This is a genomic window from Enterococcus sp. AZ119 (assembly GCF_050546175.1).
In the GTDB taxonomy this organism is placed as follows: domain Bacteria; phylum Bacillota; class Bacilli; order Lactobacillales; family Enterococcaceae; genus Enterococcus; species Enterococcus faecalis.
Genome location: NZ_CP172951.1, coordinates 2,497,597 through 2,524,011 on the forward strand (window position 1 = coordinate 2,497,597; position 26,415 = coordinate 2,524,011).

Annotated in this window: 21 protein-coding genes and 1 other annotated feature; of the genes, 3 read left to right on the top strand and 18 right to left on the bottom strand. The window is 39.6% G+C overall.

Annotation, left to right across the window (positions count from 1 at the left end; genetic code table 11):
- Positions 1-322: 322 nt before the first annotated feature.
- The 10 genes from IGL37_RS12125 to IGL37_RS12170 all read right to left on the bottom strand — a co-directional run bounded on the left by IGL37_RS12125 (position 323) and on the right by IGL37_RS12170 (position 13,354).
- Positions 323-4,237, bottom strand: coding sequence for a WxL domain-containing protein (locus IGL37_RS12125; RefSeq protein WP_202583898.1), 3,915 nt, complete (start codon positions 4,235-4,237; stop codon positions 323-325).
- A complete protein-coding gene (locus tag IGL37_RS12130; protein WP_202583910.1) occupies positions 4,224-4,565 on the bottom strand; it encodes an LPXTG cell wall anchor domain-containing protein in 342 nt (113 codons plus the stop codon). Before IGL37_RS12130 ends, IGL37_RS12125 begins: the two co-directional genes overlap by 14 nt.
- 385 nt (positions 4,566-4,950) lie before the next feature.
- Complete coding sequence (locus tag IGL37_RS12135) at positions 4,951-5,562, bottom strand: YktB family protein (RefSeq protein WP_080296922.1); 612 nt, start codon at positions 5,560-5,562, stop codon at positions 4,951-4,953.
- A gap of 34 nt (positions 5,563-5,596) precedes the next feature.
- Entirely contained in the window at positions 5,597-6,154 is a 558-nt protein-coding gene (locus IGL37_RS12140) for a GNAT family N-acetyltransferase (protein ID WP_002386268.1), read from the bottom strand.
- Positions 6,155-6,239: 85 nt separating this feature from the next.
- The gene (gene pepT, locus IGL37_RS12145; RefSeq protein ID WP_002354968.1) at positions 6,240-7,460 is read right to left on the bottom strand and encodes a peptidase T; all 1,221 of its coding nucleotides are present in this window, start codon (positions 7,458-7,460) and stop codon (positions 6,240-6,242) included.
- Positions 7,461-7,481: 21 nt separating this feature from the next.
- Positions 7,482-9,125: a peptide ABC transporter substrate-binding protein gene (locus IGL37_RS12150; protein ID WP_002359061.1), complete on the bottom strand. Its 1,644-nt coding sequence runs from the start codon at positions 9,123-9,125 to the stop codon at positions 7,482-7,484.
- Positions 9,126-9,174: 49 nt separating this feature from the next.
- Positions 9,175-9,420 (bottom strand) — a binding site (T-box leader).
- A 280-nt stretch (positions 9,421-9,700) separates the two neighbouring features.
- Positions 9,701-10,654, bottom strand: a complete 954-nt coding sequence (locus IGL37_RS12155) for a siderophore ABC transporter substrate-binding protein (protein WP_002359060.1) — start codon at positions 10,652-10,654, stop codon at positions 9,701-9,703.
- A 38-nt stretch (positions 10,655-10,692) separates the two neighbouring features.
- Entirely contained in the window at positions 10,693-11,448 is a 756-nt protein-coding gene (locus IGL37_RS12160) for an ABC transporter ATP-binding protein (protein ID WP_002354962.1), read from the bottom strand.
- Positions 11,445-12,410 carry an iron chelate uptake ABC transporter family permease subunit gene (locus tag IGL37_RS12165; RefSeq protein ID WP_002371665.1) on the bottom strand — a complete coding sequence of 322 codons (966 nt, stop codon included), beginning with the start codon at positions 12,408-12,410 and terminating at the stop codon, positions 11,445-11,447. Before IGL37_RS12165 ends, IGL37_RS12160 begins: the two co-directional genes overlap by 4 nt.
- Positions 12,407-13,354 carry an ABC transporter permease gene (locus IGL37_RS12170; RefSeq protein ID WP_002354960.1) on the bottom strand — a complete coding sequence of 316 codons (948 nt, stop codon included), beginning with the start codon at positions 13,352-13,354 and terminating at the stop codon, positions 12,407-12,409. The genes IGL37_RS12165 and IGL37_RS12170 overlap by 4 nt, the downstream gene beginning before the upstream one ends.
- A gap of 184 nt (positions 13,355-13,538) precedes the next feature.
- On the opposite strand from IGL37_RS12170, the gene IGL37_RS12175 reads away from it, so the two are divergent.
- Positions 13,539-13,991 (top strand): YueI family protein, encoded by a 453-nt coding sequence (locus IGL37_RS12175; protein WP_002378807.1) that lies wholly within the window; start codon positions 13,539-13,541, stop codon positions 13,989-13,991.
- Between the two features lie 185 nt (positions 13,992-14,176).
- Here the strand turns inward: IGL37_RS12175 and IGL37_RS12180 are convergent, their stop codons facing one another.
- The gene (locus tag IGL37_RS12180; protein ID WP_224561205.1) at positions 14,177-14,278 is read right to left on the bottom strand and encodes a putative holin-like toxin; all 102 of its coding nucleotides are present in this window, start codon (positions 14,276-14,278) and stop codon (positions 14,177-14,179) included.
- A gap of 190 nt (positions 14,279-14,468) precedes the next feature.
- Positions 14,469-16,739 carry a bifunctional glutamate--cysteine ligase/glutathione synthetase gene (gene gshAB / locus IGL37_RS12185; protein ID WP_002378809.1) on the bottom strand — a complete coding sequence of 757 codons (2,271 nt, stop codon included), beginning with the start codon at positions 16,737-16,739 and terminating at the stop codon, positions 14,469-14,471.
- Between the two features lie 170 nt (positions 16,740-16,909).
- Here gshAB and IGL37_RS12190 point away from each other — a divergent pair, with 170 nt between their 5' ends.
- Both IGL37_RS12190 and IGL37_RS12195 read left to right on the top strand, forming a co-directional pair.
- On the top strand, positions 16,910-17,416 hold the full coding sequence (locus IGL37_RS12190; RefSeq protein ID WP_002378810.1) for a cysteine hydrolase family protein: 507 nt from the start codon (positions 16,910-16,912) through the stop codon (positions 17,414-17,416).
- A 189-nt stretch (positions 17,417-17,605) separates the two neighbouring features.
- A complete protein-coding gene (locus IGL37_RS12195; protein ID WP_002365354.1) occupies positions 17,606-18,502 on the top strand; it encodes a YitT family protein in 897 nt (298 codons plus the stop codon).
- A gap of 50 nt (positions 18,503-18,552) precedes the next feature.
- On the opposite strand, the gene IGL37_RS12200 is transcribed toward IGL37_RS12195, so the two are convergent.
- The 6 genes from IGL37_RS12200 to rnc all read right to left on the bottom strand — a co-directional run bounded on the left by IGL37_RS12200 (position 18,553) and on the right by rnc (position 26,190).
- The gene (locus IGL37_RS12200; protein ID WP_002354951.1) at positions 18,553-18,951 is read right to left on the bottom strand and encodes a VOC family protein; all 399 of its coding nucleotides are present in this window, start codon (positions 18,949-18,951) and stop codon (positions 18,553-18,555) included.
- A gap of 119 nt (positions 18,952-19,070) precedes the next feature.
- Entirely contained in the window at positions 19,071-19,556 is a 486-nt protein-coding gene (locus tag IGL37_RS12205) for a cupin domain-containing protein (RefSeq protein WP_002381091.1), read from the bottom strand.
- A 159-nt stretch (positions 19,557-19,715) separates the two neighbouring features.
- Positions 19,716-21,044, bottom strand: a complete 1,329-nt coding sequence (ftsY, locus tag IGL37_RS12210) for a signal recognition particle-docking protein FtsY (protein WP_002385216.1) — start codon at positions 21,042-21,044, stop codon at positions 19,716-19,718.
- A 2-nt stretch (positions 21,045-21,046) separates the two neighbouring features.
- The gene (locus IGL37_RS12215; protein WP_002354948.1) at positions 21,047-21,874 is read right to left on the bottom strand and encodes a Cof-type HAD-IIB family hydrolase; all 828 of its coding nucleotides are present in this window, start codon (positions 21,872-21,874) and stop codon (positions 21,047-21,049) included.
- A gap of 24 nt (positions 21,875-21,898) precedes the next feature.
- On the bottom strand, positions 21,899-25,477 hold the full coding sequence (gene smc, locus IGL37_RS12220; protein WP_033918102.1) for a chromosome segregation protein SMC: 3,579 nt from the start codon (positions 25,475-25,477) through the stop codon (positions 21,899-21,901).
- Between the two features lie 20 nt (positions 25,478-25,497).
- Positions 25,498-26,190, bottom strand: coding sequence for a ribonuclease III (gene rnc / locus IGL37_RS12225; RefSeq protein WP_002354946.1), 693 nt, complete (start codon positions 26,188-26,190; stop codon positions 25,498-25,500).
- Between the last annotated feature and the right edge of the window lie 225 nt (positions 26,191-26,415).

Here is a 26,415-nt window from a genome sequence, read left to right on the forward strand (position 1 = left end):
CCCAATTAAGGCTCTTCTCCTTTTTATGTATTGGTTTATTGTTCATTGGTATATGTACATCTTTTAATTTTCTCCATTATTCTATCAAAAAAAGGCGGACTTGAAATTTCAAATTTTGCTACAGACAAGTGACTTTTCCGACGATTCCTATTATACCAAGGCGGAAGAGCACTTTTTCACTAGAAAAATGCGCGAAAATCAAGAAAATCTGCCATTTCGCTACTGATTCTCAACTAAATTCCTTAATCTTCATAAATAAAAGCTCAAAATGTTAGTATTCGATACTAACATTTTGAGCTTTCCTCATGATAACTTAACTATTTTAAGGACCTATAACTAAGTTCCACGTAACTGCGGCTTGGTATTGTTGCCCTTTGACCCCTTGGTTGGCTGGCACTTCAAGTTTGACATTGTTGAAGGTGAAGTCCAACTGATAAATATTACTCCCAGTTAATTGCTGGTTGGCAATAATCCTAGTGGCCGTGTTGTTGGCATTCAAGCTAATGGCACTCGTAGTACCGACCGCATTTTTCAACTCGGTAGGTTGGTTGTAATTTGAGAAACTCGAAACAGGCGCCGTCCCTAATAATAAGCGGGTTGCTGTAGGCAAGCTGTCTGTCGCTGATTTCGGTTGCGACAGTTGCGCCGTTAAGCTCCAATTCGCTTGGGTTTTCTTGATCCGCAGATAGGGATTGCGTGTGCCGTTGCCATAATAATCAGCGGCTTTTTTCAAGCTGTGCTGTTGCGTGCTTCCCGCTACCCCAACTTGACCAAAATTGAACGTTGGAACACTGATGAAGCCTTCAGCCGTTGGTGTTACAATTGCTTGATCATTGTCTTTCACACGCACGATGGCCGAAGCAGAGACACCACTGTAATTCCCACTGGTGGTAATCCCAGCGCGCAAGACTTGCCCCGCTGTCCCCGTCGCTTTCGTAGTGAACTGAACCGTGGCAGATTTTCCTACGGGAATGTCAGTGCCTAAGCTAACACCATTGGTCCACGTAGTCGCTGTGACGGGAACTGTTTTCGCGGTTCCGCCAGCTGGCGTGACAATCATGGCGGTTGGTGCTGCTAAGCCGGTTGTCCAAGCGGTTGATTTCTTGATGGTCGCCGTGGTTAGTGGTGCTTGGCTTGTATTGGTAATTGTGGCACGCCAGGTGACATTGCCGCCGCTAGTCACGGTTTCAGCGGTAGTGCGAGTTAAAGCGACACTTGCTTTCGGCACTTCTTCCTTATACATCGCCGTCATGTCGTCATTGCCATCAAAGGTTGTATTGTATGTTGGCGTAGTGCTTGTTGTTAAAGTATTAGGCTTCGTTTTACCTTTGTACCAACCTTGGAAAGTATAGGTCTTGCCACCTGCGGTATAAGTTGCTGGCAAGGCTTTTGCGGCTGTGTACTTGAAGGTGTTGCTAGTCATGGGAATCTGGTTCCCCTGCGTGAATCCTGTTGGTGGCGTGATTTTAGTGCCGTTGGTGTCCACGAAGTTTTCGGTGACTTTGCGGTTGGTTAGATAGTAGTAAATTGGTTTATCTAACATATGATATAATCCTTTGTCAACTGAGTCAGCAGGATCATAAACGATTTCTCGTAAATTATAAGGCACCTGGACGTCTGCTGGTGCAGCTGCTGTTGTTTGATTAAAGATAAAAGATTGATTATTACTTTTCTTTAATTGAAACAATTGAGGTCTGTTACTTAACGGAGTTGTAGAAGTATTAACTTTTATAGTCGGAAATGGATACGCTGTATCAAAGGTACCATTCTTATTATAAACACTTATATTTTCATAATACTTGGGTATTTTAAATGTTAAGTTAGCGGCACTATATTGTGAATGTCGCCCATTCATTATTTCTAAAGAATGGCTAGGATAAACAATCTCTTTCAAATTATTTTTTGTTAGTGCGACTTGCCCTTTTTCAATATTAGTTGTTTTCCAACCATCGACAGATGCTAACAGTTCTCCATGCCAATTGTCATACGTCAAATCAATCGTTGAAGCATCTACTCGTTTGCCAGACTCGTCTACGAACCCGAATTGATAGGTCAGCGCTGGGAAGTCAAAAAACTCAATCTCCTCATACACCACCGTCAAATCATCATCATTGTTATAAGTCACCGCATAGCTTGGTGCTTTAGTCGCGGTCAAGGTGTTTGGCTTGGTTTTGCCTTTGTACCAACCTTTGAATTTGTAGGTTTTGCCACCTGTTGTGTAGGTGTCAGGTAAGGTACCAGCTTGTTTGAACGTGAAAGCATTGCTGGTCATTGGTATTTTTTTATTTTGCGTGAAACCTGTTGGCGGCGTGATTTTAGTGCCGTTGGTGTCCACGAAGTTTTCGGTGACTTGTTTACGGGTGACTTTGTAGTTCATCGTATGTTTGTAATTAGTAGTCCCATCAAAGCCCATCAAAGTTACATTTCTTTGATTAGGCTGATCTTTCCCACCTATTCTTAACAAACGCGGTATTGTGGAAGCAGATCCATTAGCTCCAAAAATAGCATTAATAGAAAATCTCTGATTAGTATTTTTGATAAAAGCTCTTTCTAAAGGATGTAAAATATTAGGGAAATCAATCAAGATTGGGTCTATACCAACATATCCGACTAGATAATCAGCAGCTTGCAATGACGTATTCATCACTTCAATCTTATCTACATATTTCAACTCATTGGTGATTGTTAAATCGTGTAACCCGTATTCACGCTTATCGTAGACATCCCCTGTTACATTTCCGTCATAAGTAGCCGAAATTGGAATACGTGACTGTGTTTCAATCTTATATTTATTGGATTGACTAGGATCTTTTGAACCAATCATCGGATACAGATTTCCTGTTGTTTCAAATATATTGACAATTTTTTTTCTTAAAAACTGTGTATAATTTCCTGAAAATGTCAAAGGATTAGTAAAAGCTTCCCCTTGTTCATCGACAAATTCAGCATAGAAACCTGGATAAACCCATGTATCTCGTGGAACGACTTCCTCATACACCACGTTCAAATCATCATTATCGTTATAAGTCACCGCATAGCTTGGTGCTTTGGTGGTGGTCAAGGTGTTTGGCTTGGTTTTGCCTTTGTACCAACCTTTGAACTGATAGGTTTTGCCGTTGCTTGCTTTGTAAATCTCTGGCAAGGTGCCAGCTTGTTTGAAGGTGAAAGCATTGCTGGTCATTGGTGTTTTCTTATTTTGGGTAAAACCTGTTGGCGGTGTAATGGCTACGCCGTTAGTATCTACGAACTTTTCGGTGACTTGTTTACGTGTGACTTTGTAATTCATTGTTTGGTGATACGTCAATGTGCCGTCAAAGCCCACTAATATTATGTCCCTCCCTAGTGCCGACACTGTACCATCTGTACTCATCATCGTTAATACGTCATTAATTGATGGAGCCAAAGCTACTGAATTTAGAGAAAAGATATTTGCACTATTTTTAGAAAATGTTCTATCCCTCTGAGTCAAATTGGCACTACCGTAATTACCAAATTGAGGTATTTCAGATACTTGTTGATCACTGTAATAAGTCCTTCTTATAGTACCGACCGGAGCAACAATACTGTCGACATATTTTAGTGTGTTATCAATCTTTAATTGTTCAATCGCGTACATATTCACAGCGTAACCTGCTGGTAAATTTGTGAGAAAATCGTACGGCATAGGAACCGCTGCATTGACAGCTACTCGATATTGTCCACCACCTGCATTAGAAGAAACAATTGGATATCTAGTAGCGTATGGTCGCCACTGACTAGTTGCCGCGTGACGTGCTAATTTATAATACGTCCCTGATAACGTTAAGTTTTCATCAGCGAAAGCTTTTCCTGTTTCATCCGTAAAAGCAAAGGTCATTCTCGGATAAATTACTTGATTATTCGGCACCCAACGTGGAGAAATATTCTTTTGTCGGTCACTCTCACTACTCTTTTCTGCAGGTTGTTCTGTGGTATCTGTTCTCACCTCTGGCGTTTCCGTTTGTACTTCTGCTTCGGCTTGTTCCTCCGCTCCCTTCGTTTCTGCTTCCCGACTCGTTTCAGTCGTTTCTTGACTGCTTTCCGTACTTGCTTGCGTTGCGCTACTTGCTGATGTTGCTTCCTTAGCGCTACTTGCTACTGTCGGACTACTTTCAATCGTGATTGTTTCCGCAACTGCGGTCACGCCAGAAAAAGCGTTAATCACTAAAGAACTACACAAGCCAATGGTTGCTAATCGTTGCCACTTAGTTTGCTTCATGTCGTCCCTTCTTTCTCTGGACCATTCCTGCCAAGCCGATTAAGGCTAAGCCGAGAATGCTAAGATTTGCCTGACTCTTGCTCCCTGTACGAGGGAGCTGCGAGCCAGTTGTGGTGGTCTGTGTCGAACCACCACTTCGTTGATCTCCTTGCGGAGGACCAGCTGGTTCCTTGGAATCAGCAGCTGGCTCATCTGTTTTCGGTGGGGCATCTTTAGGAGCGGGTGTTGCCGGATTTTGGTAAAATTCAATTCCCACCGAACTAGAACCACCCTCAGATGCTTCAACATTTATAAAAAAACTAGGGGAAAATAGCAAACACGCAATTATTAAATAACGCTTTTTTTCATTTAAAAACCTCCTTTTAACTCATTCACATTCTTCTATATAAAGAATGCGTAAACAACCTTTTTCATACCTTTATAATAGCAAAGAACTCTTTGTTCAAAACATCATTTTTTTTCATTTGACAACATCTATTCGCGAAAATCCCTTATTAAGCAAGGGTTGCTACTCTTGTTATTTAAACAAAAAAGGCTATCAAAACGTACTTTTCCATAGAAATCAGCCAGTCATCCCTTAATTTTTTTCAAAAAAACCACAGAAAAGCTCACAATGTTAGTAATTAAAACTAACATTGTGAGCTTTTCTCATTTTTGACGATTGGATAATTCGATAAAATAACACTAAAACACAAAATAACTGTCTGTTTCTCTTATTGGGCAACAGCTAATTGATACAATGGCAGGAGTTGTTGATAGGTTGCCAACATATAAGCGCGTGCTTTTTCAGGGGTTTGCCACAAGGCACTATCTTTGGGAATGATGCGCCCAATTTCAAACTCACCTTTTTTTACATCTCTAAAACGAGTTAAGGCTTTTTCTAAATCCGTTTCTGGCAGCGGAGTAATTTGAGGAACCGTATGATCCAAGGAAACATACGTATCTTCTGGTAATGCTTGGAATAATTGCTGATTCTCTAAAAAGGCTTGCGCAATCTGCTTTTCATTTTTAGGATTATCAATGAATGACAACCACATAAACACATAGTCGCCCCAAATGCCTAATTGAAAATGCGGCTGCATTTTATACCCGCGCTTATTCGGACTAAGTGCTGACCAAGTATTTTCTGGTGGATACACGGTGCGACGGCGATGTTGCGCAATATGGACAAACAACGCCGTTCCTAGTTCAGGCGCTAGTTGTTCGGCAAAATACGTGTCTAATTCTTGAAAAATAGGTTGAATTTGCGCACGGATAACCGCCATTCGTTCATCTAATCCAGCAACTTCAAAGGCTGCGAATTCTTTTTCTGTAAACATCAACATTTCTCTAATTCCTCTCTTAACTTGTCTTCCGCTTCTATTTTTGTCGATTTTGCCATGTTTCCAGTGTCATCCCACGATAAACATCTGTGACAATTTTCCCTTTACTAATTCGAGCATTGGGTAGTGTTCCTTCGTAGGTAAAACCAATTTTCTCCATGACACGACCAGAAGCTGGATTGTCTTGATCATGTAAAGCAAAGATTCTCATGAGTTTCATTTTTGCAAAACCCAGTTCAACTAACGCCGTCGCGGCTTCAGGCATGTAGCCATTGCCCCAAAAGGCACGGTTCAAGACATAGCCTAATTCTCCAATATTATTGGTTTCATTGACCCGCAAATCAATCGTGCCAATCATTTTGCCCGTTTCTTTCACTTCAATCCCATATTTTCCTAAAGGTTCCCCCATAAAAAATTTAGCAATGTTTTGTCTTGTTTCAGCGATTGTTTGGTTTTTCAAAAACACATAGCGGACCGTTTCCTCATCTGAAGCATATTCGTACATATCCTCTGCATCGGCTAATGTGACGGGCCTTAAAATCAAGCGTTCGGTTTCGATTCGTTGGTTTTCTGCAAAAATCAATGGATAATTCATGAGCAAAACTCCCTACTTTTCTACATACTTTACCGAAAAACAGCGAAACACGCAAGGAAAATCGGCATTTCCCTTGCGTGTTTCTTTAATTAGCGTTTAAGCGAATGATGGCAATGATCGTCTGAACAGCTTTGGCCATTGATTCAACGGTAATGAATTCATATTGCCCATGAAAATTCTCGCCACCTGTAAATAGATTAGGCGTGGGAATGCCCATGAAAGAAATCTTAGAACCATCTGTCCCGCCACGAAATGGTGTGATGATTGGTTCAATGTCACAACTTTCCATTGCTTGGACGGCCAATTCTACAGGAGTCCAATCTTTTTCGATGATTTCCTTCATATTATAGTATTGGTCTTGGAAAGTAATTGTTAGTCTGGGTTTATCCGCCAGCGCATTTAAACGTTGGACTTGTTTTTCCAAAAATTGCTTTCTCGCTTGAAAGTTTTCTTGATCATGATCCCGAATGATATAGACAAGTTCTGCTTTTTCAATACTTCCTGTAAATTTATTGAGTAAATAAAATCCTTCATTTCCACGTGTTTGTTCTGGCACTTCCTTTTGCGGTAGTGATTGATCAAGTTGTTCGCCTAATTTAATGGCATTTACTAACGAACCATAGGCCGTTCCCGGATGGACACTGGTTCCCTCAATTGTTATCACAGCTTGAGCAGCGTTAAACGTTTCATACTCGAAATGCCCCACGCGGCCACTGTCGATTGTATACGCAAAAGCGACTGGGAAGTTCGGCGCATCAAATTGATCGGCCCCGCGTCCAATTTCTTCATCTGGACCGAAGGCGAGCCAAACATCGCCCCGCGCTACTTCTGGATGTGCCAAAAAATACTCAACAGCAGCTAAAATCTCGACAATTCCCGCTTTGTCATCTGCTCCTAAAAGTGTGGTTCCGTCTGTAGTAATCAACGTTTCCCCTTGATACTCTTTTAAATTGGGAAATTCAGCAACCGATAAAACGATGCCTTGTTCTTGATTCAAGAGGACATCTTGGCCATCATAATTAGTGATGACTTGGGGACGAATATTTTCTGCTGAAAAATCCGCCGTATCCAGATGTGCAATCAACCCAATACTCTTCGCTGCAGGTTGGTTACCAGGCAACCGTGCCGTTAAAAAGCCGTTTTGTTCGTTATAATGCACATCGGCCAAACCTAATTCATGAAGTTCTGTTTCAATCATTTTGGCTAAAACCACTTGACCGACCGTCGTCGGTGTGGTTTGACTGTTGGCATCTGAACGGGTGTTAACTTTCACGTAAGTTAAAAATCGTTCGACTAATTTTTCCATTTTTTACTCCTTCTTCCTGAATCATTCTGTTAAATAAGCATTGCGCAAGTGGAAATAATCCCCATACAAGTGATAACTAATGCCTTTCAATTTAGGATTGATTAGATAATTTGAGGCACTTTGATACAGCGGTACTTGGGCAGCATCTTGGTTCAACAAGATGTCTTCCGCTTCTTTGTATTCTGCAAATTGTTTCTCTGGATTATTGGCATTAATCGTTCGCGCATCTTCTACCAGTTGGTCGTATTTGGCATTATGATAATTGCCATAATTGTAACTTGATTCTCCCGCATATAAGTTAAAGTAAGAGTCTAATTCACTACTGCCGGCAATCCATCCTGAAAGAGACAACTCATAATTTTTTTCACGTCGCGATTGGTTCACATTATTACTTGGTTGCGATGAAATGGTAATTTCTAAACCTGGCAGATTTTCTTGCAACTGACTTTGAACATATTCAGCAATTCGTTTTCCTTGATCTGTATCTGCCGCCAGCAATGAAAGTTTCACTTTTTTACCGACATCCGCTTGGGCTTTCGTCCATTCAGCTTGAGCTTTTTTGACGTCATTTTTCAAATATTCGCCACTGTAAGCTCGGAAATCTTCATCTGTTTCTGGATTCGCATAAAGTTTACTTGGAATCAATCCGTTGAGGGGTTTTGACCCATCGTTTAAGACACTTTGTGTTAAGGCTTCTTTATCAATTGCTTGGCCAATCGCTTTTCGTAAATGAACATTCGCTAATGGCGTTCCTTCTTTTTTGTTGAAATCTAAGAAGTAGTTGGCCACATCTGGATGACTGACATAGCCTGGATCATCTTGATATTGTTGAACATATTGTCCGTTAATGCGAACTAAGTCTAGTTCATTCGCTTGATATAAGTTAATCCCAGTATTATCTTCTTTGATTGTGCTAACCGCAACTTCTTCCAGTTTCACTTGATCCGCATCATAGTATTCTGGATTTTTTTTCAATGTCCAAGTATCTGAAGTCGCATCCCAATTGGCTAGCGTAAATGGCCCGCTATAAAGTAAATGTTCACTATCCAAGGCGTAATCTTTGCCTTGCGCTTCGACAAATTTTTGATTTTGTGGCGCTAACCAAGCAATCGAAACGACTGCTAAGAAGGAAGGTTGGGCCTGTTTTAATTCAACAATGAATTCTTTGTCATTAGGGGCTGAAATCCCTAATTCATCGACTGACTTTTCACCGTTGCGTATTTCAAAACTATTTTTAACACTGTCTAGTAAATAAGCATTCGGTCCAATAGTCGCTGGTGTCACCAGTTTTTTCCAAGAATAAACAAAATCTTGGGCCGTGATTGGCTCGCCATTGCTCCACTTAATCCCCTCCCGCAAGGTAAAGTGATACTTGCGCCCATCGTCACTAATCTTGACATCTTTAGCTAGAGCTGGCACCGTGGCACTATCATCATCAAACCGATACAGGCCTTCAAATAAATGTTGTGCCATTGTAAAGGTATTTTTATCTGTTGTTTGTGTTGTATCCAATGTTGAGATTGGTGCAGGTGAACTAATACTGATTTTTTGTTCAGCTGCTAAATTTCCCGAATCTACTTTCTCTGCCGCTTCTTTGGTTCCGCCACATGCGGCTAAAAGAAACCCTGTTGCAATCAAACCTACTACTTTTTTCCCCAATTTCATGTTGTTGCCCCCTCATATTTTTTAAACAAATAAAAAAAGCATTCGTCCTAAAAAGGACGAATGCTTATGCAATCGCGGTACCACCTTTGTTGATCTCTTCGCTAAAAAAGATCCGCTCGTTTCCAGTACAATCATACTGTAGCGCTATAACAGGCGCACCTGAATTGGTTTAAGCGAACGGCTTCAACCAACCTGTTCAAAGGCCATTTTCCCCTTTAACGTCACTACCTCTTCTCACCAAACGAGGCTCTCTGCAAGCTATTTTAAAAAGTACTTTCCTTCTCATCACATTTTGTTCTTTTATTTGTTTCATCAATCATACTGATTTACGGATAGTTTAGCAAACATTTTCGAGGCCGTCAACCACATTTTTAATTTAAAACTTTTTTGTTTTTCATTAAGAAGGTCGGGACAGAAGTGTTTAGCTCCGAGAAATAAGAAGAAATTTCCGAAAATTGTTCTTTAATTTTTGGAGAATTTCAGCTTATTTCCGAAGGAGTTGCTTTTGTTCCCGCCGTTTATCAGCTTTTAAGCCTAGGACAAAAATCCAAAGTGATTTTTGTCCTAGGCTTTTTTTACTCTAATCCTTTTTTAACATCTTCTATCATCAAATGCATTGATTCTAATCCACCACCGCTTAGATACCAAACATCTGGTTGAAGCATAATGACTTTATCATTTTTACCAGCATCGGTTTTTTGAATCAATTCGTTTGCAGCGACGTTATCTTTTGAATCGTCGCCACCAATTGCTTTGGTGCGATCTACCACAAAGAGAATCCCAGGATTTTTTTCTAAAACATATTCGTAAGAAACACTTTGCCCATGAGTGGAAGCTTCAATCTTATCGTCTGCTGCTTTGAAGCCAAATGTATCATGAATTAAACCGAAACGAGAGCCTTTTCCGTAAGCGGAAAGTTGTCCTTCGTTAACTAACACAACAAGCGCATTATTCGCGCTAGCTTCTGCTTGTTTTTTCACGTCAGCAATTTCTTTTTCTAAGCCAGTTATTTTTTCTTTAGCTACCTCTTCTTTATCAAAAATAGTGCCTAACGTTTCGATATTTTGTTTCGTTGATGCCCAAGGATTTTTGGCATCTACAGCTAAGTAAATGGTTGGCGCAATGGCTTTTAATTGTTCTTGATAATCTTGTTGACGACCAGAAATAATAATTAAGTCTGGTTTTAGTTGATTGATTTTTTCTAAATCTGGTTCTTTAATGCCGCCTGCTGATTCAACTTTTTGGTATTTTTTCAAATACGCAGGGATATTTTTAGTTGGCGCACCTACCACGCGGTCACCGACACCTAGTGCATCCATTGTATCCAAGGAACCATTATCAAAAACAACGACTTTCTGAGGATTTTTGGGAACGGTTAATTGACCATTGGTGTCTTTGACTGTGACTTCCGTTTTAGCTGTTGTTTCTGTTGTTGCAGAATCTGCTGTTTTTTTATTTGTTTGACAAGCACTTAACATTAACAGTCCCATCATTGAAACTGCCATCATTGCTAAAAATTTCTTTTTCATTCTTTTCCTCCAAAAATGTTATTTTTAAATTGCCCGATTTAGTGATAAAGACAAAAGCGTTTTCCTTCAATTTCACAAATCCGGATATTCATTTCATAAAGATCATTTAAAATACTTGTTTGAATAACTTCTTCTGTTGCGCCATGCGCATAGAGCTTTCCGCCTTTCATGGCGACAATTTCATCTGCATAGCTTGCGGCAAAATTAATATCATGTAGAACAATCAGAATCGTTTTTCCTAGTTCATCCACTAAGCGTTTAAGAATCTGCATCATTTGAACCGCATAATTCATGTCGAGGTTATTTAAGGGCTCATCTAATAAAATATAATCGGTATCTTGGGCTAAAATCATGGCAATATACGCCCTTTGTAATTGGCCCCCAGAAAGGGTATCAATGTATTCTTCTGCCATTTCAGTTAAGCCCAATTGTTCCAGTGCTTCTGTTACTTTTTCGTGGTCAGCGCTTTTTAAGCGACCTTTGGAATAAGGAAAACGACCAAAATTGACCAGTTCTCGCACAGTTAATTTAAGTTGTACACCGTTGGCTTGTTTTAAAAGGGCAATTTTTTGTGAAAAAGCTGATTGCTTCCAGGTTTTTACTTCTTGCTTGTCCAGATAAATTTCCCCGGTATCTTTGGGAATTAAGCGACTCATCATGGCTAGCAGCGTGCTTTTCCCAGCGCCATTTGGTCCAATAAAGGCCGTTAATTTGCCTTCAGAAATAGGTAAATCAATGTCTGAAACGACAAATTTATCGCCATATTTTTTTGATACATCACTCATCTGGATCATGTGCGTTGCTTCCTTTCTGCAATAATTTTCCATATAAAATAAACGCCCCCAACAAATTGAATCACCACACTGAGCGGGGTATTCAAATGAAAGACCTGTTCAACCATCAATTGACCGAACACCAGTAAAAAGACTGCTATTAAACTCCCTGCCACAAACAGTTCTCGGTGGCGATAGGTTTTCATGAATTGATAACTCATATTGGCCACGATAAAACCTAAAAATGTAATCGGTCCCACTAATGCTGTTGATAAGCCGACCAGACTACTGATCAAACACAACAACACTAATTGAAACTGATTCACAGCAATCCCCAAATTCTGGGCTTGATGGTTCCCTAAATGTAAAACGTCTAAACGGTAACTTTCCCGCCAAAGTATCCCACAAATCATGAGTACCGCCACACCAACGAAAACGAGATACTGACTATTGACGTTACCAAAACTGGCAAACAACTTTCCTTGGAGTAAGTCGTATTCGTTAGGATCCATAATCACTTGTAAAAACGTACTAATACTACTGAAAAAAGTACCTAAAATCATGCCAATCATCAATAATAAAAATAAATCGGATTGATTTTTGCGTAATAGAAAATACGATAAACTAGTACTTAAAAACACCATTAAAAAGACGTTCATCAAAAACGACCCAAGACTTACTTGGCCTAACGCTTGTGCGCCTCCTAAAAGAAAAAATAACACCGTCTGCACAAAGACATACAAGGAATCCATCCCTAAAATGTTTGGCGTTAGGAAATGATTTTGCGTGACTGTTTGAAAACTAATAGTTGAAAAAGCCGCAGCGATTCCAACAAAAATAAAAGCCAATAACTTTTTGCCTCGTAACGCCAAAGCAAAGGACCAATTGCCATACGTGTTATAAGTTAAATAACAAAGGCTCACAATTACTACGGCAGCTAAAAGCAAAAGTAATGAAAGCCATTTTTTTAAAGGCCGTTTCATTGTTTGCGCCCCCTTAGTAATAATAAAATGAACAAAATGCTCCCTAATGTTCCGACAACCACGCTGACAGGAATTTCATAGGGGGCAATCAATACTCGTGCTAAAATATCACAGATTAACAAGAACAAACTCCCGCAAATCCCAGTTAACCACAAGGTATTTTTCATATGATCGCCATAACGTAAAGACACGAGATTGGGAATCACAACCCCTAAAAACGGAATATTCCCCACCATCAATAAAACGATGGCACTTGCTAAAGCAACCAGCGTCAAACCTAAAAACTGAATTCGCTGGTAATGGACGCCAAGACTATTTGCAAATGCTTCACCCATACCAACGACAGTGAAATGATAAGCAAATAAATAAATAACAAACCACAAAGGAATCATTAAGAATAACCATTCATAATTCCCTTTCATAACTGTGGAAAAATTTCCTTGTAACCAAGCAGACATATTTTGAACCAATTGGTATTGATAGGCAAAAAATGTGGCAATTGAACCTAGAATGTTACCAAACATCACGCCCACCAAAGGGACCATCACTTGATTCTTACTTGGTAATAATCGAATGAGCGCTAAGAATAACAAGGTCCCGCTTAGCGCAAAAATAAAAGCAATTGCCGTTCGATAGAGAAACGGAGCTGTTGGGAAAAATAACATTGCGACTAAAATACCCAACCTTGCACTATCGGTTGTTCCAGCGACACTAGGAGCGACAAATTTATTTTGTGTGAGTTGCTGCATAATCAATCCAGAAATACTCATCGTACTACCAGCAATGATTAAACTCAACGTGCGGGGAACACGGGTGGTAAATAAAACAAATTGTTGCTGCGCATCTAATTGAAACAACTGAGAAAGTGCAATGTCCTTCACCCCTATCACTAATGACAATAAGCTGAAAAGTAATAGTAGAACAAACAAACCAATCTTTTTCATGAGAAAACTCCATTTTTATTTAATTGAGAATGATTCTCATTCTTAGTTACAGTGTATGAGAAAACCATCACAAATGCAACCACTTTTTTTCCTTTCTTAAAAACTTCTTCTCAAGCCGACTGACCAACGACTTATCTAAGATATGCTATAATGGAGGGAAATGTTAGGAAAGGAGTGTTACTGAATGGCGAATGATGACTTACAACAACGTCTGGATAAAGGAATGTACGGTACGCCCCTCGTTAATCCTGAAGAACAACACAAATACATGGGCACATTTCGTGAACGCTGCCGTCTCTCCATGACCGTCGCTGAAATGAAAGATGCACAGAACCAAAAACATTTATTAGAAGAATTAGCGAAGCATCCTGAAGTTACAGTACTTTTAAATGGCGAAATCTCTTCTGACCTGCAAAGTACCTATATTAAATTATTAAATCAGCATGGCGCAACCTTTAAGATTGTTAACAATTTTGTGGAGAACAACCCTGACTCTCTCGGCTTACTGTTAGCTGAAAAACATGCAGTCGATGAACCTGTGATTGACGTTACAGAAAAATATCCTCAAGCAACAGAAACGCCAAAAGAAGAGCCAACAGCTAAAAAAAGCTTTTGGCAAAAACTATTTCACTCATAAAAAGCTCAAGGAAAGTTATGAGCGCTTCCATTTATAATAGAATTATGCTATTATGAAAATGAAAAAGAGAGGTATGCGGGTACATACCTCTCCTTTTATACCAACACCAGTTATAAGAACTGGTGGCTTACTGAGTTAAGTTTTTGTTGTTCTTTAACCGTTCAGCCGTCTAAGCTTATGAACGGTTATTTTTTATCGTTTTTCGTTGCTTCAAGGATACCGAAAATCAGTAGTGCAACAAACGCTGCAAAACTAATCATCAATTCCAATGTCGCTTCGATTGACAAAAAAAATGCTCCTTTCGTTAAAGTGCATCGGATACACATAGGCATCACCTGCCTCTCTAACTCAGAGCCACCGTCATACAACTTTCATTGGTAATAGTTTTAGTATAACCTATTGGGTTCACCAAGAAAACGTTTTTATAAAGAATACCGCCAAAAAATCTATTATGAATTTTTTGGCGGTATTCTTTTTTTATTGAACCACTTCTGGGTATAAAAGTTTTAAAACGTCCATTGTCAAGCGTCTACCCTGTCCAGCGTATGGATACACATGCATGTGCATGGCTGGATTAAAGTTTGCTTCGATAATCCCGTACGTTAAGCTATCACGTGCGCCTTTTACGTCTTTGTCAGGAATGATTAAATCAATGCCACAAATTTTGGCTCCTAAAGCAGCTACGGCCTCAATGGCGATTTGTTTATAACTATCATCAATGACATCGGTCATATCAATCGAATCCCCGCCCGTGCTAACATTAGAATTTTCTCGCAAGTACACGATTTGCTCTTTTTCTGGCACAGAATAGATAGTTAAACCTTGTTCTTTCAACATTAGTTTTTCTAAATCATTTAACTGGATTAACTCTAGTGGTGCACGGTGATTGGTCCCCCGCAATGGATCACTATTTTTAGCGGCCACCAATTCTTCTACAGTGTGTTTGCCATCACCGGTAACATTGGCTGGCACGCGCAACATGATGGCTTTTACATCATTATCTAACACAAAGAACCGATATTCTGTTCCAGGTAAAAACTCTTCAATTAAAACCGCTGTGTCCTCTTTAAAAGCAATCCGTAACGCTTCCGTAAAGTCTTCCAACGAAGCGCCTTCTTTAAAAATGGTAATTCCTAAACCGTAATTCGTTGATTTTGGTTTCACGACAAACGCTTTATTGGCGTAGCGTAAATGTGCTTCTTGTGCCTCAATAAAAGATGAAAATTCTTCACCGCCAGGCACATGGAACCCTGCTGCAGACAAAATTTTCTTTGTCACGGTTTTGTTTTCCATAATCAATGGTACCACGTAGTTATCTTTGCTAGTCATGTTGGCATTTTTGACGTATTCAATGTGCTCGCCATGTTGCAGTTTCAAAAATTGCTCTTGTTCATCTAAAATTTCGATTTCCAAACCTTTTTGAATCGCATCAAATAAGAAAATTTGTGTGGATAATTCCATCTCACGGAAACCAGCTAATTGATAAGGGCGTTCAAAGGCCATACTTTGATATTGGTTTCCAAAAATATTTCCCAGTTCACTGTTGGAGTTTTCTTGAATAATCGTCCACATTTTGCCAGAAACGGTGTCTTGTGGATTCCGCAGTTGTTGATAATACTTACCGACAACTTCTTTACCTTTACGAATGCCTAGAGCATCTAACATATCAATCATTTCTGAAAAAATCCGATCGCCTTCTGCAATTAACTTAATCGTTTCATGAGGATGACCAAGAGCCACTTGTTCATTAAAAATATCGCCAGTTTTTACCCATTCATCCGCTTCTTCTTTTTCATCTGTCCACAATAAATACAACATGAAATAATGTAAGAAATCCACGGTATCTTCCACAATGCCTAAACGTGAAAAAGGATTTAAGTCTAAATTACGCAACTCGATATAGCGAATACCTGTTTTAGGCAGATCAGACATTTGTTTCCCGCCACGTAAGCGCACAGGCGCATAAAATTCTTTTTCTTCAGAAAGTAAACCATTTTCCACCATGCGATGAATATCTTCTAAATAGCGTTCCAATGAGGCATACGATACTTTCACATTGTCATGATTTCTGTAGCCATACGTACTATTCCGAATACTGCGAATGGGTTCTTGCGGTTGGTCGTCATAGACTCTAAAGTAGCCGTCTTCACTAACTGGCGAAGCCCCAAAAAGATACGTAATTAACCAACGATAACGTAAAAAGTTACGGGCAACTTTCATGTACACTTTCGTTTTAAATTGTTTGCAATCTGTCACTTCGGATTGTTCATCATATAATTGCTGAATCAGGGCTTGGTCATATTCAAAATTAAAATGAATTCCGCTGACCATTTGTTTTCGTTTGCCATACTCTTTTGCCAAATAACGACGATATAACACTGCATCATATTGATCTAATTTAGCAATTTTAATCTCTTCATCTTTTGTTGGTAATTGTGGCGGCATACTTAATGGCCACAACATTTCATCTTCTGGAATCGAACGACGAGCAACATCGTGAATGGCATCTAAAAAACGAAGCATTTCTGTGCCGCTATTTGCTACAGGCGTGATTAGTTCTAATTGTGTTTCACTAAAATCTGTTTGAATATATGGATGATAAGAACGGTTACCAAAAACCGTGGGATGATCAGTTGTCGCTAAAAGCCCTTCTCGTGTACTACGTTGGTTTTCTTTTTCTAAACCAAAACGAGCCATCAATACGTAAGGACGAACATTTTTCTTTTGCATTAATTCTCTATAATTCATCTTGTCGCCTTTCTTTCTACAAACTATCTGTTTCTCTTACTATTATATAGGAAAACGAGTAAATATGCTGTTTTTTTGAACGTTCGCTTGAGAATTTTCGAGACACTTTTTGAGAGCGTCTTTTTCCGTTATACTGAAAACAACTAGTTTATAGAAAGTGGGGATTGCTCATGAAAAATCGTGCATTACTTTTAATTGACTTTCAAAAAGGCATCGAAAGTCCGTCGCAGCAATTGTACCGTCTGCCAGCAGTGTTGGAAAAGGTCAATCAGCGTATTGCTGTCTACCGCCAACACCATGCGCCCATTATTTTTGTTCAACATGAAGAAACCGAATTACCTTTTGACTCAGACTCTTGGCAACTTTTTGAAAAGCTGGATGCACAGCCCACAGATTTTTTCATCCGCAAAACGCATGCGAATGCCTTTTACCAAACAAATTTAAATGATTTATTGACGGAACAAGCCGTTCAAACGTTAGAAATTGCTGGTGTCCAAACCGAGTTTTGTGTGGACACTACAATTCGGATGGCTCATGGTTTAGGCTATACGTGTTTGATGACACCGAAAACCACTTCCACCTTGGATAATGGACATTTAACCGCAGCACAAATTATCCAACATCATGAAGCTATTTGGGCTGGCCGCTTTTTGACTTTTTTGCCTTCAATAAATTGAGGGCTTTTCCAAAAAATTGTTTGTTCACTATGTTTTCTTGTCGTATTTCATGTTAGTATAAGGAAAAAGTGTTCAGTTGATTAGTTGAAGATTTAGAGTGTGGGACATAAGTCGATTAGGCTTGTCTCTCATGTTCTGTCTTTTTTTATGTCATCATTCACTAAACTAATAAATAATTGGAGGTATTTTATGAACAAATTTTTTACAGCCCAACGTTTAAAAGACACCGCCTATGTAACAGTCGGTGCATTCATTTTGGCCATTTCAATCAATGCGGTCTTATTGCCAAATAAACTTGTCGCAGGCGGAGCCAATGGCATTAGTATTGTTATTAATTATGTTTTCGGGATTAGTCCCGCCATTGTTCTTTACGCCATCAATATTCCTCTTTTAGTGCTTTGTTTCTTACTTCTTGGGAAAGAGGTCGGTGTCAAAACCATTTATGGCAGCCTTATTTATCCATTTTTTGTAGGAATTACTTCGGGGATGCCTGTTTTAACACATAATATTTTTCTAGCAGCATTATTTGGCGGTATTATTACAGGTGCTGGCCTAGGCTTGGTTTTCCGTGGCAATGCTTCAACTGGTGGGACAGCAATCATTTCACAAATTGTCAATAAATACTTCAAAGTTTCCTTAGGTATTGCTATTTTATTCGTCGATGGTTTAGTCATTTTATCAGCAATGTATGCTTTTAATGCAGATATTGTGCTATTCTCTTTAATTTGTTTATTTACAATTGGTCGTGTCGTTGACATGATTCAAGTTGGTCTGGTTCGCTCGAAGAATGTGATGATTATTTCACCAAAATATGTCGCTATTCAAGAACGCTTATTACGTGAACTAGATAAAGGTGTGACCTTGGTGCCAATCGAAGGCGGTTATCGAAGCGCGAAAGGCATGCTCTTAATGACTGTCATTCGTGAAAAAGATTTTCCCCGCTTAAAAGAAGCCATTCTTGAGATTGATGAAGAAGCTTTTTTGATTTCAATGAGTGCGAGTGAAGTCTACGGAAAAGGATTTAGCTTGAAAAAAGTAGCTGATTCTTATGGTGTTGAAGCTACTAATGCCAATAATTTACAATAGTTTTTTGTAGGAAAAGAGCTGCAAAATCTGTAGAGATTTTGCGGCTCTTTTTACATCTTCATCCAGACAGGTTCTAAGCTATTGCCATCCAAATCTTGCACCTCTAAGCCATACATTTGCTCTTCTGGTATTCCCATATCAACTCGGTAACAGTTGCCTCCGTTAGCTTTGGCGGTTTCGCCAAACTGTTTTACGGCTTCGGCACTCTCTAAACTAAAGGAAATTAATGCCCCACTGGTTGTTTGCGCATCAATAATTTGCTTTTCTTGGATAAATTTTCCATAAAAGTCATGGTTCAACAACATAATCCAAAATTGATCATCCCACATCATCGAACTAGCTTCCTCTGTTGAAAATTCCTCGTTCTTTTTGAATCCAAGTTTTTCATAAAATGCTGTAGAACGTTGGACATCCGCTACTGGGAAGTTAACAAAAACCATTGTGCCCATGTGATTCATCCCTTTCTTTTAATCATCTACGACAGCTAAGTGTGCGTTGCGACAAAATCAACAAGCTTGTTTGATTTATACTAGCATATTCATAAAAGAAATGTTACTAAAACGTTTTCTTAAGGTAATTCTCGATAAGCCAAGTGCTGAATGATTTCACTATGTTGTGGATAATCGTTTAACAATTCCGCTTGAGTAAATAACTCGAAGTCTTCAAACTCAAAGCCTGGTGTAACCACACAACTGACTAACGCAAATCCTGTCGCTACTGTAGAGCCAAAGATTGTGCCGGCAGGAACTGAGAACGAAAGCTGTTGTCCTTGAACTAAGTCTTTCCCTAACTGAACAGCTTGATACGTTCCATCAGGAAAAATACAGTGAACGGTTAATGGCTGACCATCGTGAAAAAACCATAATTCATCCGCTTTTAAACGATGAAAATGTGACGGACTTTCTGTATTTAATAGAAACAAAATCGCTGTATGCAACGCCCGTTCGCCTCGTTTGGTTGGAATCAATTGTTCACTTTTATTGGTTTGTTTAAAATAACCGCCCTCAGGATGCGCTTCTAATCCTAACTTCTCAATCCACATTTGTTCTGTCATCTTCTCCCTCACTCCTTCATTTTTTTCAGAAACAATTTAGAAAGAACTTAGAACATCCGTCCTAATCCTAAAATAAACGGCGGGACAGGAGTAGCTTCTTCATTCTTGAAGCTAAATACTCCTGTCCCACGTTCTTCCCAAACCTGTTATTTTCTACAACTAAACATCTTTTAATAAGCCTTTAAATAAGCCCATTGCGAAATCGTTGGCATTAAATGGTTCTAAATCGTTAATGCCTTCACCTAGACCAACTAATTTCACTGGCAAGTGTAATTCATTCCGAATAGCAATGACAATACCACCTTTGGCTGTTCCGTCTAGTTTGGTTAAAACTAAGCCAGTGACATCGGTTGTTTCTTTGAACTGTTTGGCTTGTGTCATCGCATTTTGCCCAGTAGTTGCGTCCACGACTAAGAGAACTTCGTGAGGCGCATCTGGAATTTCTCGTTGGATGACTCGTTTGATTTTTTCTAATTCTTTCATTAAGTTGACTTTATTTTGTAAACGACCTGCTGTATCCACTAGCAAAACATCGGCCTGTTCTGCTTTGGCACGTTCCACTGCATCGAAAACGACCGCTGCTGGATCGCCGCCAGCATTCCCACGCACAACTTCAACGCCAGCCCGTTCACCCCAAACAACTAATTGATCGATGGCGCCCGCTCGGAACGTATCGGCAGCGGCCATTAAAACTTTCTTTCCTTCCAACTTGTATTGATGGGCTAATTTACCAATGCTGGTTGTTTTACCAACTCCATTAACACCAACAAATAAAATCACGGTTAAGCCATTTGGCTGTAAGTTAATCGCATTATTTTCATTAATTCCTGCTTCTTCATACAAATCAACCATTTTTTCAATGATGGTATTTTGAACTTGAGCTGGTTTTTTCACATTTCGCAGTTTCACTTCTTGTCGCAAGGCTTCTGTAATTTTTAAGGATGTATCAAAGCCTACGTCTGCACCAATTAACGTTTCTTCTAATTCTTCAAAGAAATCTTCATCAACGCTCCGGAAATTAGCAAACAATTCGTTCAACCGTTGACCAAATGTCTTACGTGTTTTTTCCAAACCTTTTTCATATTTTTCTTGGACTTGTTCTTCTTTCGACTCTTCAATTTCTTCTGAAACCTGCGTGTCTGTTGGTTCTGCCAACGGAGTTACGACACTACTTTCTTCCTCAGGCGCTTCCACAACAACTTCTTGTGTTTCCTCTGTCAGGATTTCTTCTGGCTCTTCTTCTAATGCTTCTTCTACGCCAGCTAATTTTTCCATTTCAGCGTTATCTGTTAAATCGGCTGTTTCTGTGACTTCTTCCGCTGTCGTTTCTGGCGTTGTTTGCGCCTCTTCTGCTGCGGTTTCTTTTGATTCAGCAGGCGCTGATTCATCACTAGGTGTTTCGTCTACTGTTTCTTCAATTATCTCTTGTTTTTCTTCTTCCTTTTTTTCAGCGGAAAAAGCTTTTTTTATTTTATCAAAAAATCCCATTCTTATTGGCCTCCTTCCAACGGCGTTAAAATATATTTTTCGACCGCTTTGGCAACGCCATCTTGGTCATTCGTGTCTGTAACGACATCTGCGGCTTCTTTAACTAATGGAATCGCATTTGCCATGGCGACACCTAAGCCAGCGTATTCGATCATCGGTAAATCATTTTCTTCGTCCCCTAGGGTCATGATTTCTTCTGCACGGATTCCTAAATCTTTGGCTAACAAGGAAATACCATAGGCTTTCGTAATCCCTTTTGGCATAAATTCTAATAAGTTATTTCGCGTTTTAATAATTTCAAAGCGCTCATAAAAGGAGGCCGGAATTTCCTTGATGCGTTCATTTAAATACGCTTCATCAATCGCAACAACAACTTTGTTATAAATTCGATTCGGGGTTAACTCTTCTAATTTGTAGGACTCAAAGGTTAATAATTTGTTTAGAGAACTATAAATTGAAGGATAATTTGGGGCAGAAGGCAGTTGCATCACGACCTCATCGGATAAGACATCAAACGGCATGTTGAGTGTGGTTGCTAATTGGTACAGCTCATGAATCGCTTCCAAGGGCATCAATGTTTTTTCAATAATGGCCCCTGTATCATTTTTTTGAACCAATCCGCCGTTAAAAGTAATGCTATAATCGCCTTCCTCTTGTAAACCTAATTCTTCTAAGTAAGGACCAATAGCTGCCAAAGGTCGACCTGTGCAGATAACAACTTTCACGCCTGCTTGTTTCGCAGCCATCAGTGCTTGTTTATTCCGTAAAGAAATCTCTTTTTGGCTATTTAATAATGTTCCATCTAAATCAATAGCAACTAATTTTATCAAACGTTCGCTCCTCCTTGCTTCTGGCTAATTGCTTTTTTCAATTGCGCCACCTTCTTTGACCTCTTCCAAGCGAACTGAAACGATTTTTGAAACCCCAGATTCTTGCATAGTCACGCCATATAAAACATCTGCGGCTTCCATTGTCCCTTTACGATGTGTCACCACGATAAACTGTGTGCCATCTTCAAATTCGCTTAAATAATGACCAAAACGAGCAACGTTGGCTTCATCTAAAGCTGCTTCTACTTCATCTAAAATACAGAACGGAACTGGTCGAACACGAATAATTGAAAAGAGTAATGCAATCGCCGTTAATGCCCGTTCGCCTCCAGACAACAAGCTTAAATGTTGTAATTTTTTCCCTGGTGGTTGCGCCTCAATCTCAATCCCTGTATTCAAGAGATCCTCTGGGTTGGTTAGCACCAGCTCTGCCCGTCCGCCACCAAACATATTAGGAAATACCACTTTGAACTGGCCACGAATTGCTTCAAAGACTTCTTTAAACCGTTCTTTCACTTCTTGGTCCATTTCATCCATGGTTTCAAATAATTGTTCTTTCGCATTTAATAAATCATCACGTTGACTGACTAGAAATTGATGGCGTTCATCGACTTGTTCAAATTGCTCGATGGCACTTAAGTTAACAGGTCCTAACCGCTCAATTTCTTGTTTTAGGCGTTTCACTGTTTGCTGCGCTTGCGCTAAATCATCGATTGGGAAATACGCTTCATAGGCAGCTTCAAAGGTTAAGCTGTATTCTTCCTGTAAGTAACTTAACGAGCTATCTAATTGCATTTCTGCACGATTTTTTAGGACTTCGATTTGTGTTTTATCTGCTAAATACTGTTGTTGGCGTTTGTTTTCTTCCGCTAATTTTGTATCTAACTCGTCTACTTCTTCTTGCAACGCTTGTCGTTGACTGCGTGCCGTTTGTAAAGACGTTTGCAACGCTGTTTGTTTCTCCGCTAATTGCGCGACTTGTGCCGCTAAGCCTTCTTCGGTTAACTGGTGATCGCTAGAATGGCTACTTAATTGTTGTAGCTGTTGACGGATGGCCGTTTCTCGAATCAACAATTCGTCCAATTGTTCTTGTTTGTCTTGCTTTTGACGAGCAAAATGGGCACATTGTTCCGCCGCTACTGCTTGTTCTGCTTGAACTGTCGTCAAGCGTTCTTGCGCTTGGGCTTTAAAGGTTTCCATTTGGCTAGCTTCTTGTTCCACTTGTTTCATTTCAGCATCTAAACGTTCTTTCGTTGCCGTTAAGCTTGCTTGTTGCTCTGTCAATGTAGCTTTTTTCGTTTGATATTCAGTTAAGAATTGATGCAATTCCCGTGATTCATATTCAAACAAGCGTTTTTCTTTTGTTAAACGAGTAATCGTTTCTGTTTGATTGGCTAATTTATTGTCAATTTCTTGTTGTTTTAAGCGATTTTGTTCACCAGCAGAGCGCAACATTTCTGCACGTTCCGTGGCTGTTTTCACTTCTTGCGAGAGCGCTTGGACTTCTTGTTCTACACTTCTTAGTTGTGTTTCTAATTGAGTCATTTGTTCAGTAATTGTTTGAAGTTCTTGCGCTTGTGAAAATAGGCTTCCTTGGTTGCCACGTTTATTGGCTCCCCCAGTCATCGAACCGCCAGGATTCATCACATCGCCTTCCAATGAGACAACGCGATATTGGTAATTGACTAATTTTGCTAACTGGTTGGCACTCGTTAAATCTGCCGCTAAAATCGTGACGCCTAAGAGATTTTGAATAACGGTTTGTACTTGTTCTGGATAACGAACTAATTCACTGGCAATCCCCACGAAGCCCGGTGCACCAGCCAAACGATTCTGAACCATCGCCGATACAGAGCGTGGCTTAATGGTGGTCAATGGTAAAAAGGTTGCTCGGCCACTGTGTTGTTGTTTTAAGAAGGTGATGCCTGCTCGACCATCTTTCTCATTTTCCACAACAATATGTTGCGCCGCACCACCTAGGGCCGTTTCAATCGCCAACGTATATTCTTTAGGCACTTCAATTAACTCAGCCACTGCGCCAACAATCCCAGTTAATTGGTTTTTGTGACGCAATACAGCTTTCACGCCTTGATAGAAGCCAGCGTAATTTTCTTGAATTTCTTGCAAACTTTTTTGGCGTGCCTTCGCTTGTTGCACTTGATTCATTGCTTGGTACATATCATTTTGACGCTGTGCTAATCGTTCACGTTTGGCTTCAAGCGTTGCTTTCAACGCAGTGTATTCTTCCAGCTGTTCTTGTAAGCCTTGTTTTGCGACTTTTTGCTCTTTTTCTAGCGTTTCTTTCATTGCGAGAGCTTCAACCGTCTGTTCTTCTAGCGCTTCGTGTTTTGCTAGCGATTGTTGATTTTTAGCTGTTTCTTGTTGATATTGTCGTTCTAAATATTTTAAGTCATTGGCTGTATTGGCTTGTTCTTGCATGACTTCCACATACTGACTGCGCAATTCTTCCATTAATTCTTTAGAAGACTTACTATATTTTTCCACATCTTTCGTTGCCAAAGCCAATGCTTCTTTTAACGTCTGACGTTGTGCCGTTTTTTCTGCGATTGCTGTTTCCAGCGTCTGCAATTCTTCTCGATAACGAACAATTTTTTCGGCCGTTTCTGCCAATGTCTCTTCGTATTCGCTTGCCGTTTGGGAGGTGTGTTTGGAACGTTCAATTAAAACATTTTTTTGTCCTTCTGCTTGTTTCAACGCTTCTGTCACTTGTAATAATTGTTGTTGTTCCGTTTCAATTTGTTCATCTAAACGATTGCGCTTGCTTCGTAAACGTACCAATTTGCCTTCTAGGTCATGGACTTGTTTACTTGCGCCAGCTAACTTTTCTTCAATGGCTGTTAATTCTTGCGTTTTCGTTTCCCAAATAGCTTTTGCTTCTTGAATTTCGGTCACAGTTAAATTGACATCAATTTCGGTAAGTTCTTCTTTCAAAGCTAAATACTTTTTAGCCGCATCTGCTTGGGCGGCTAGAGGAACTAATTGGTCTTCCAACTCGTAAATGATATCTTGGACACGGCTTAAGTTGTCCTCGGTTTCAAAAAGCTTTTGTTCAGCCTTTTTCTTTCGTTGTTTGTATTTTAAAACGCCCGCTGCTTCTTCAAAAATCCCTCGACGGTCTTCAGGTTTACTATTAAAAATCGCTTCAACTTTCCCTTGCGAAATAATTGAAAAAGATTCTTTGCCTAACCCTGAATCCATAAATAAATCTTGAATATCTTTTAAACGGCACGCTTGTTTATTAATAAAAAAGTCACTTTCGCCCGTTCGTTTTAAACGACGGGTGACACTAATCTCACTATAATCCAATGCTAAATAATGGTCGCTGTTGTCTAACGTCACGGTAACTTCCGCAATATTTAGCGGCTTACGACCTTCCGAACCGGCAAAGATAATGTCGTTCATTTTGCCACCGCGAAGGTTTTTCGCAGATTGTTCACCTAATACCCAACGAACGGCTTCCGTGATATTACTTTTCCCACTTCCATTCGGACCAACCACTGCTGTCACATCATCTTCAAATTCAATAATGGTTTTATCTGCAAATGATTTAAATCCTGTAATTTCAATTCGTTTTAAATACACGAATATTGCTCCTTCCAGCCTTACTGAGGAATACTTTTCAGTGCCCGCTCAGCGGCATCCTGTTCAGCTAACTTCTTCGATTTTCCTTGGCCTAACCCAATGAGTTCACCATTCATGTAAACTTCAGTGAAAAAGGTGCGGTCATGAGCAGGGCCTTCTTCTTTAATTAAGCGATATTCAATTGAAACATCGCCTTTGCGTTGTAAAACTTCTTGTAATTGTGTTTTGTGATCCATCTCATGTGAAAAAGCACCGGCATCAATTTTCGGAAAAATAACGTCTTCAATAAATTTCTTGGCTGCGCCAACTTTTTGGTCTAAGTAGAGGGCACCTAAAAAGGCTTCAAATAAGTCACATAATAATGATGCACGTGTTCGTCCGCCCGATGCTTCTTCTCCTTTACCTAATAAAATGTAGTTGTCGAAGTGACATTCTTTCGCAAATTTGGCTAAACTATCTTCCCGAACGATGGCTGCGCGCATCTTCGTTAATTTTCCTTCTGGAAGTTCTGGGAATTTTAAATACAAATATTGTGAAACAATTAATTCTAAAACTGCATCTCCTAAAAATTCAAGACGTTCATTATCGGATAATTTTAAATAGCGATGCTCATTCACATAGGATGAATGAGTAAAAGCTTGCTCTAATAGATTGACATCATGGAAAACAATGCCGTAACGTTCTTTTAACTCTGTTGTTAACTGATTGTCCATTCTCCACATTCCTTTACATTTATTTACACCTTGTTTCATTATACTTTTTTTTTCACTTTTTTTAAATGGTTCTATTCAGAAAAAGCCTGTTATTCACTGTGTTCTCATTATTTTTTAGAAAAAAATAAATAAATAGAGCTATGACTGAGATGAAAGCGTTTGTTTACGTAAGAGATAGAAAGAGCGTGGGACAAAAACCACTTTGGATTTTTGCGCCACGCTCAA

Excerpts from the sequence above, each read along its gene's own strand:
- IGL37_RS12125 (WP_202583898.1), bottom strand. The coding sequence starts at position 4,237 with ATGAAGCAAACTAAGTGGCAACGATTAGCAACCATTGGCTTGTGTAGT.
- IGL37_RS12135 (WP_080296922.1), bottom strand. The coding sequence starts at position 5,562 with ATGTTGATGTTTACAGAAAAAGAATTCGCAGCCTTTGAAGTTGCTGGA.
- IGL37_RS12140 (WP_002386268.1), bottom strand. The coding sequence starts at position 6,154 with ATGAATTATCCATTGATTTTTGCAGAAAACCAACGAATCGAAACCGAA.
- pepT (WP_002354968.1), bottom strand. The coding sequence starts at position 7,460 with ATGGAAAAATTAGTCGAACGATTTTTAACTTACGTGAAAGTTAACACC.
- IGL37_RS12150 (WP_002359061.1), bottom strand. The coding sequence starts at position 9,125 with ATGAAATTGGGGAAAAAAGTAGTAGGTTTGATTGCAACAGGGTTTCTT.
- IGL37_RS12155 (WP_002359060.1), bottom strand. The coding sequence starts at position 10,654 with ATGAAAAAGAAATTTTTAGCAATGATGGCAGTTTCAATGATGGGACTG.
- IGL37_RS12160 (WP_002354962.1), bottom strand. The coding sequence starts at position 11,448 with ATGATCCAGATGAGTGATGTATCAAAAAAATATGGCGATAAATTTGTC.
- IGL37_RS12165 (WP_002371665.1), bottom strand. The coding sequence starts at position 12,410 with ATGAAACGGCCTTTAAAAAAATGGCTTTCATTACTTTTGCTTTTAGCT.
- IGL37_RS12170 (WP_002354960.1), bottom strand. The coding sequence starts at position 13,354 with ATGAAAAAGATTGGTTTGTTTGTTCTACTATTACTTTTCAGCTTATTG.
- IGL37_RS12175 (WP_002378807.1), top strand. The coding sequence starts at position 13,539 with ATGGCGAATGATGACTTACAACAACGTCTGGATAAAGGAATGTACGGT.
- gshAB (WP_002378809.1), bottom strand. The coding sequence starts at position 16,739 with ATGAATTATAGAGAATTAATGCAAAAGAAAAATGTTCGTCCTTACGTA.
- IGL37_RS12190 (WP_002378810.1), top strand. The coding sequence starts at position 16,910 with ATGAAAAATCGTGCATTACTTTTAATTGACTTTCAAAAAGGCATCGAA.
- IGL37_RS12195 (WP_002365354.1), top strand. The coding sequence starts at position 17,606 with ATGAACAAATTTTTTACAGCCCAACGTTTAAAAGACACCGCCTATGTA.
- IGL37_RS12200 (WP_002354951.1), bottom strand. The coding sequence starts at position 18,951 with ATGGGCACAATGGTTTTTGTTAACTTCCCAGTAGCGGATGTCCAACGT.
- IGL37_RS12205 (WP_002381091.1), bottom strand. The coding sequence starts at position 19,556 with ATGACAGAACAAATGTGGATTGAGAAGTTAGGATTAGAAGCGCATCCT.
- ftsY (WP_002385216.1), bottom strand. The coding sequence starts at position 21,044 with ATGGGATTTTTTGATAAAATAAAAAAAGCTTTTTCCGCTGAAAAAAAG.
- rnc (WP_002354946.1), bottom strand. The coding sequence starts at position 26,190 with ATGGACAATCAGTTAACAACAGAGTTAAAAGAACGTTACGGCATTGTT.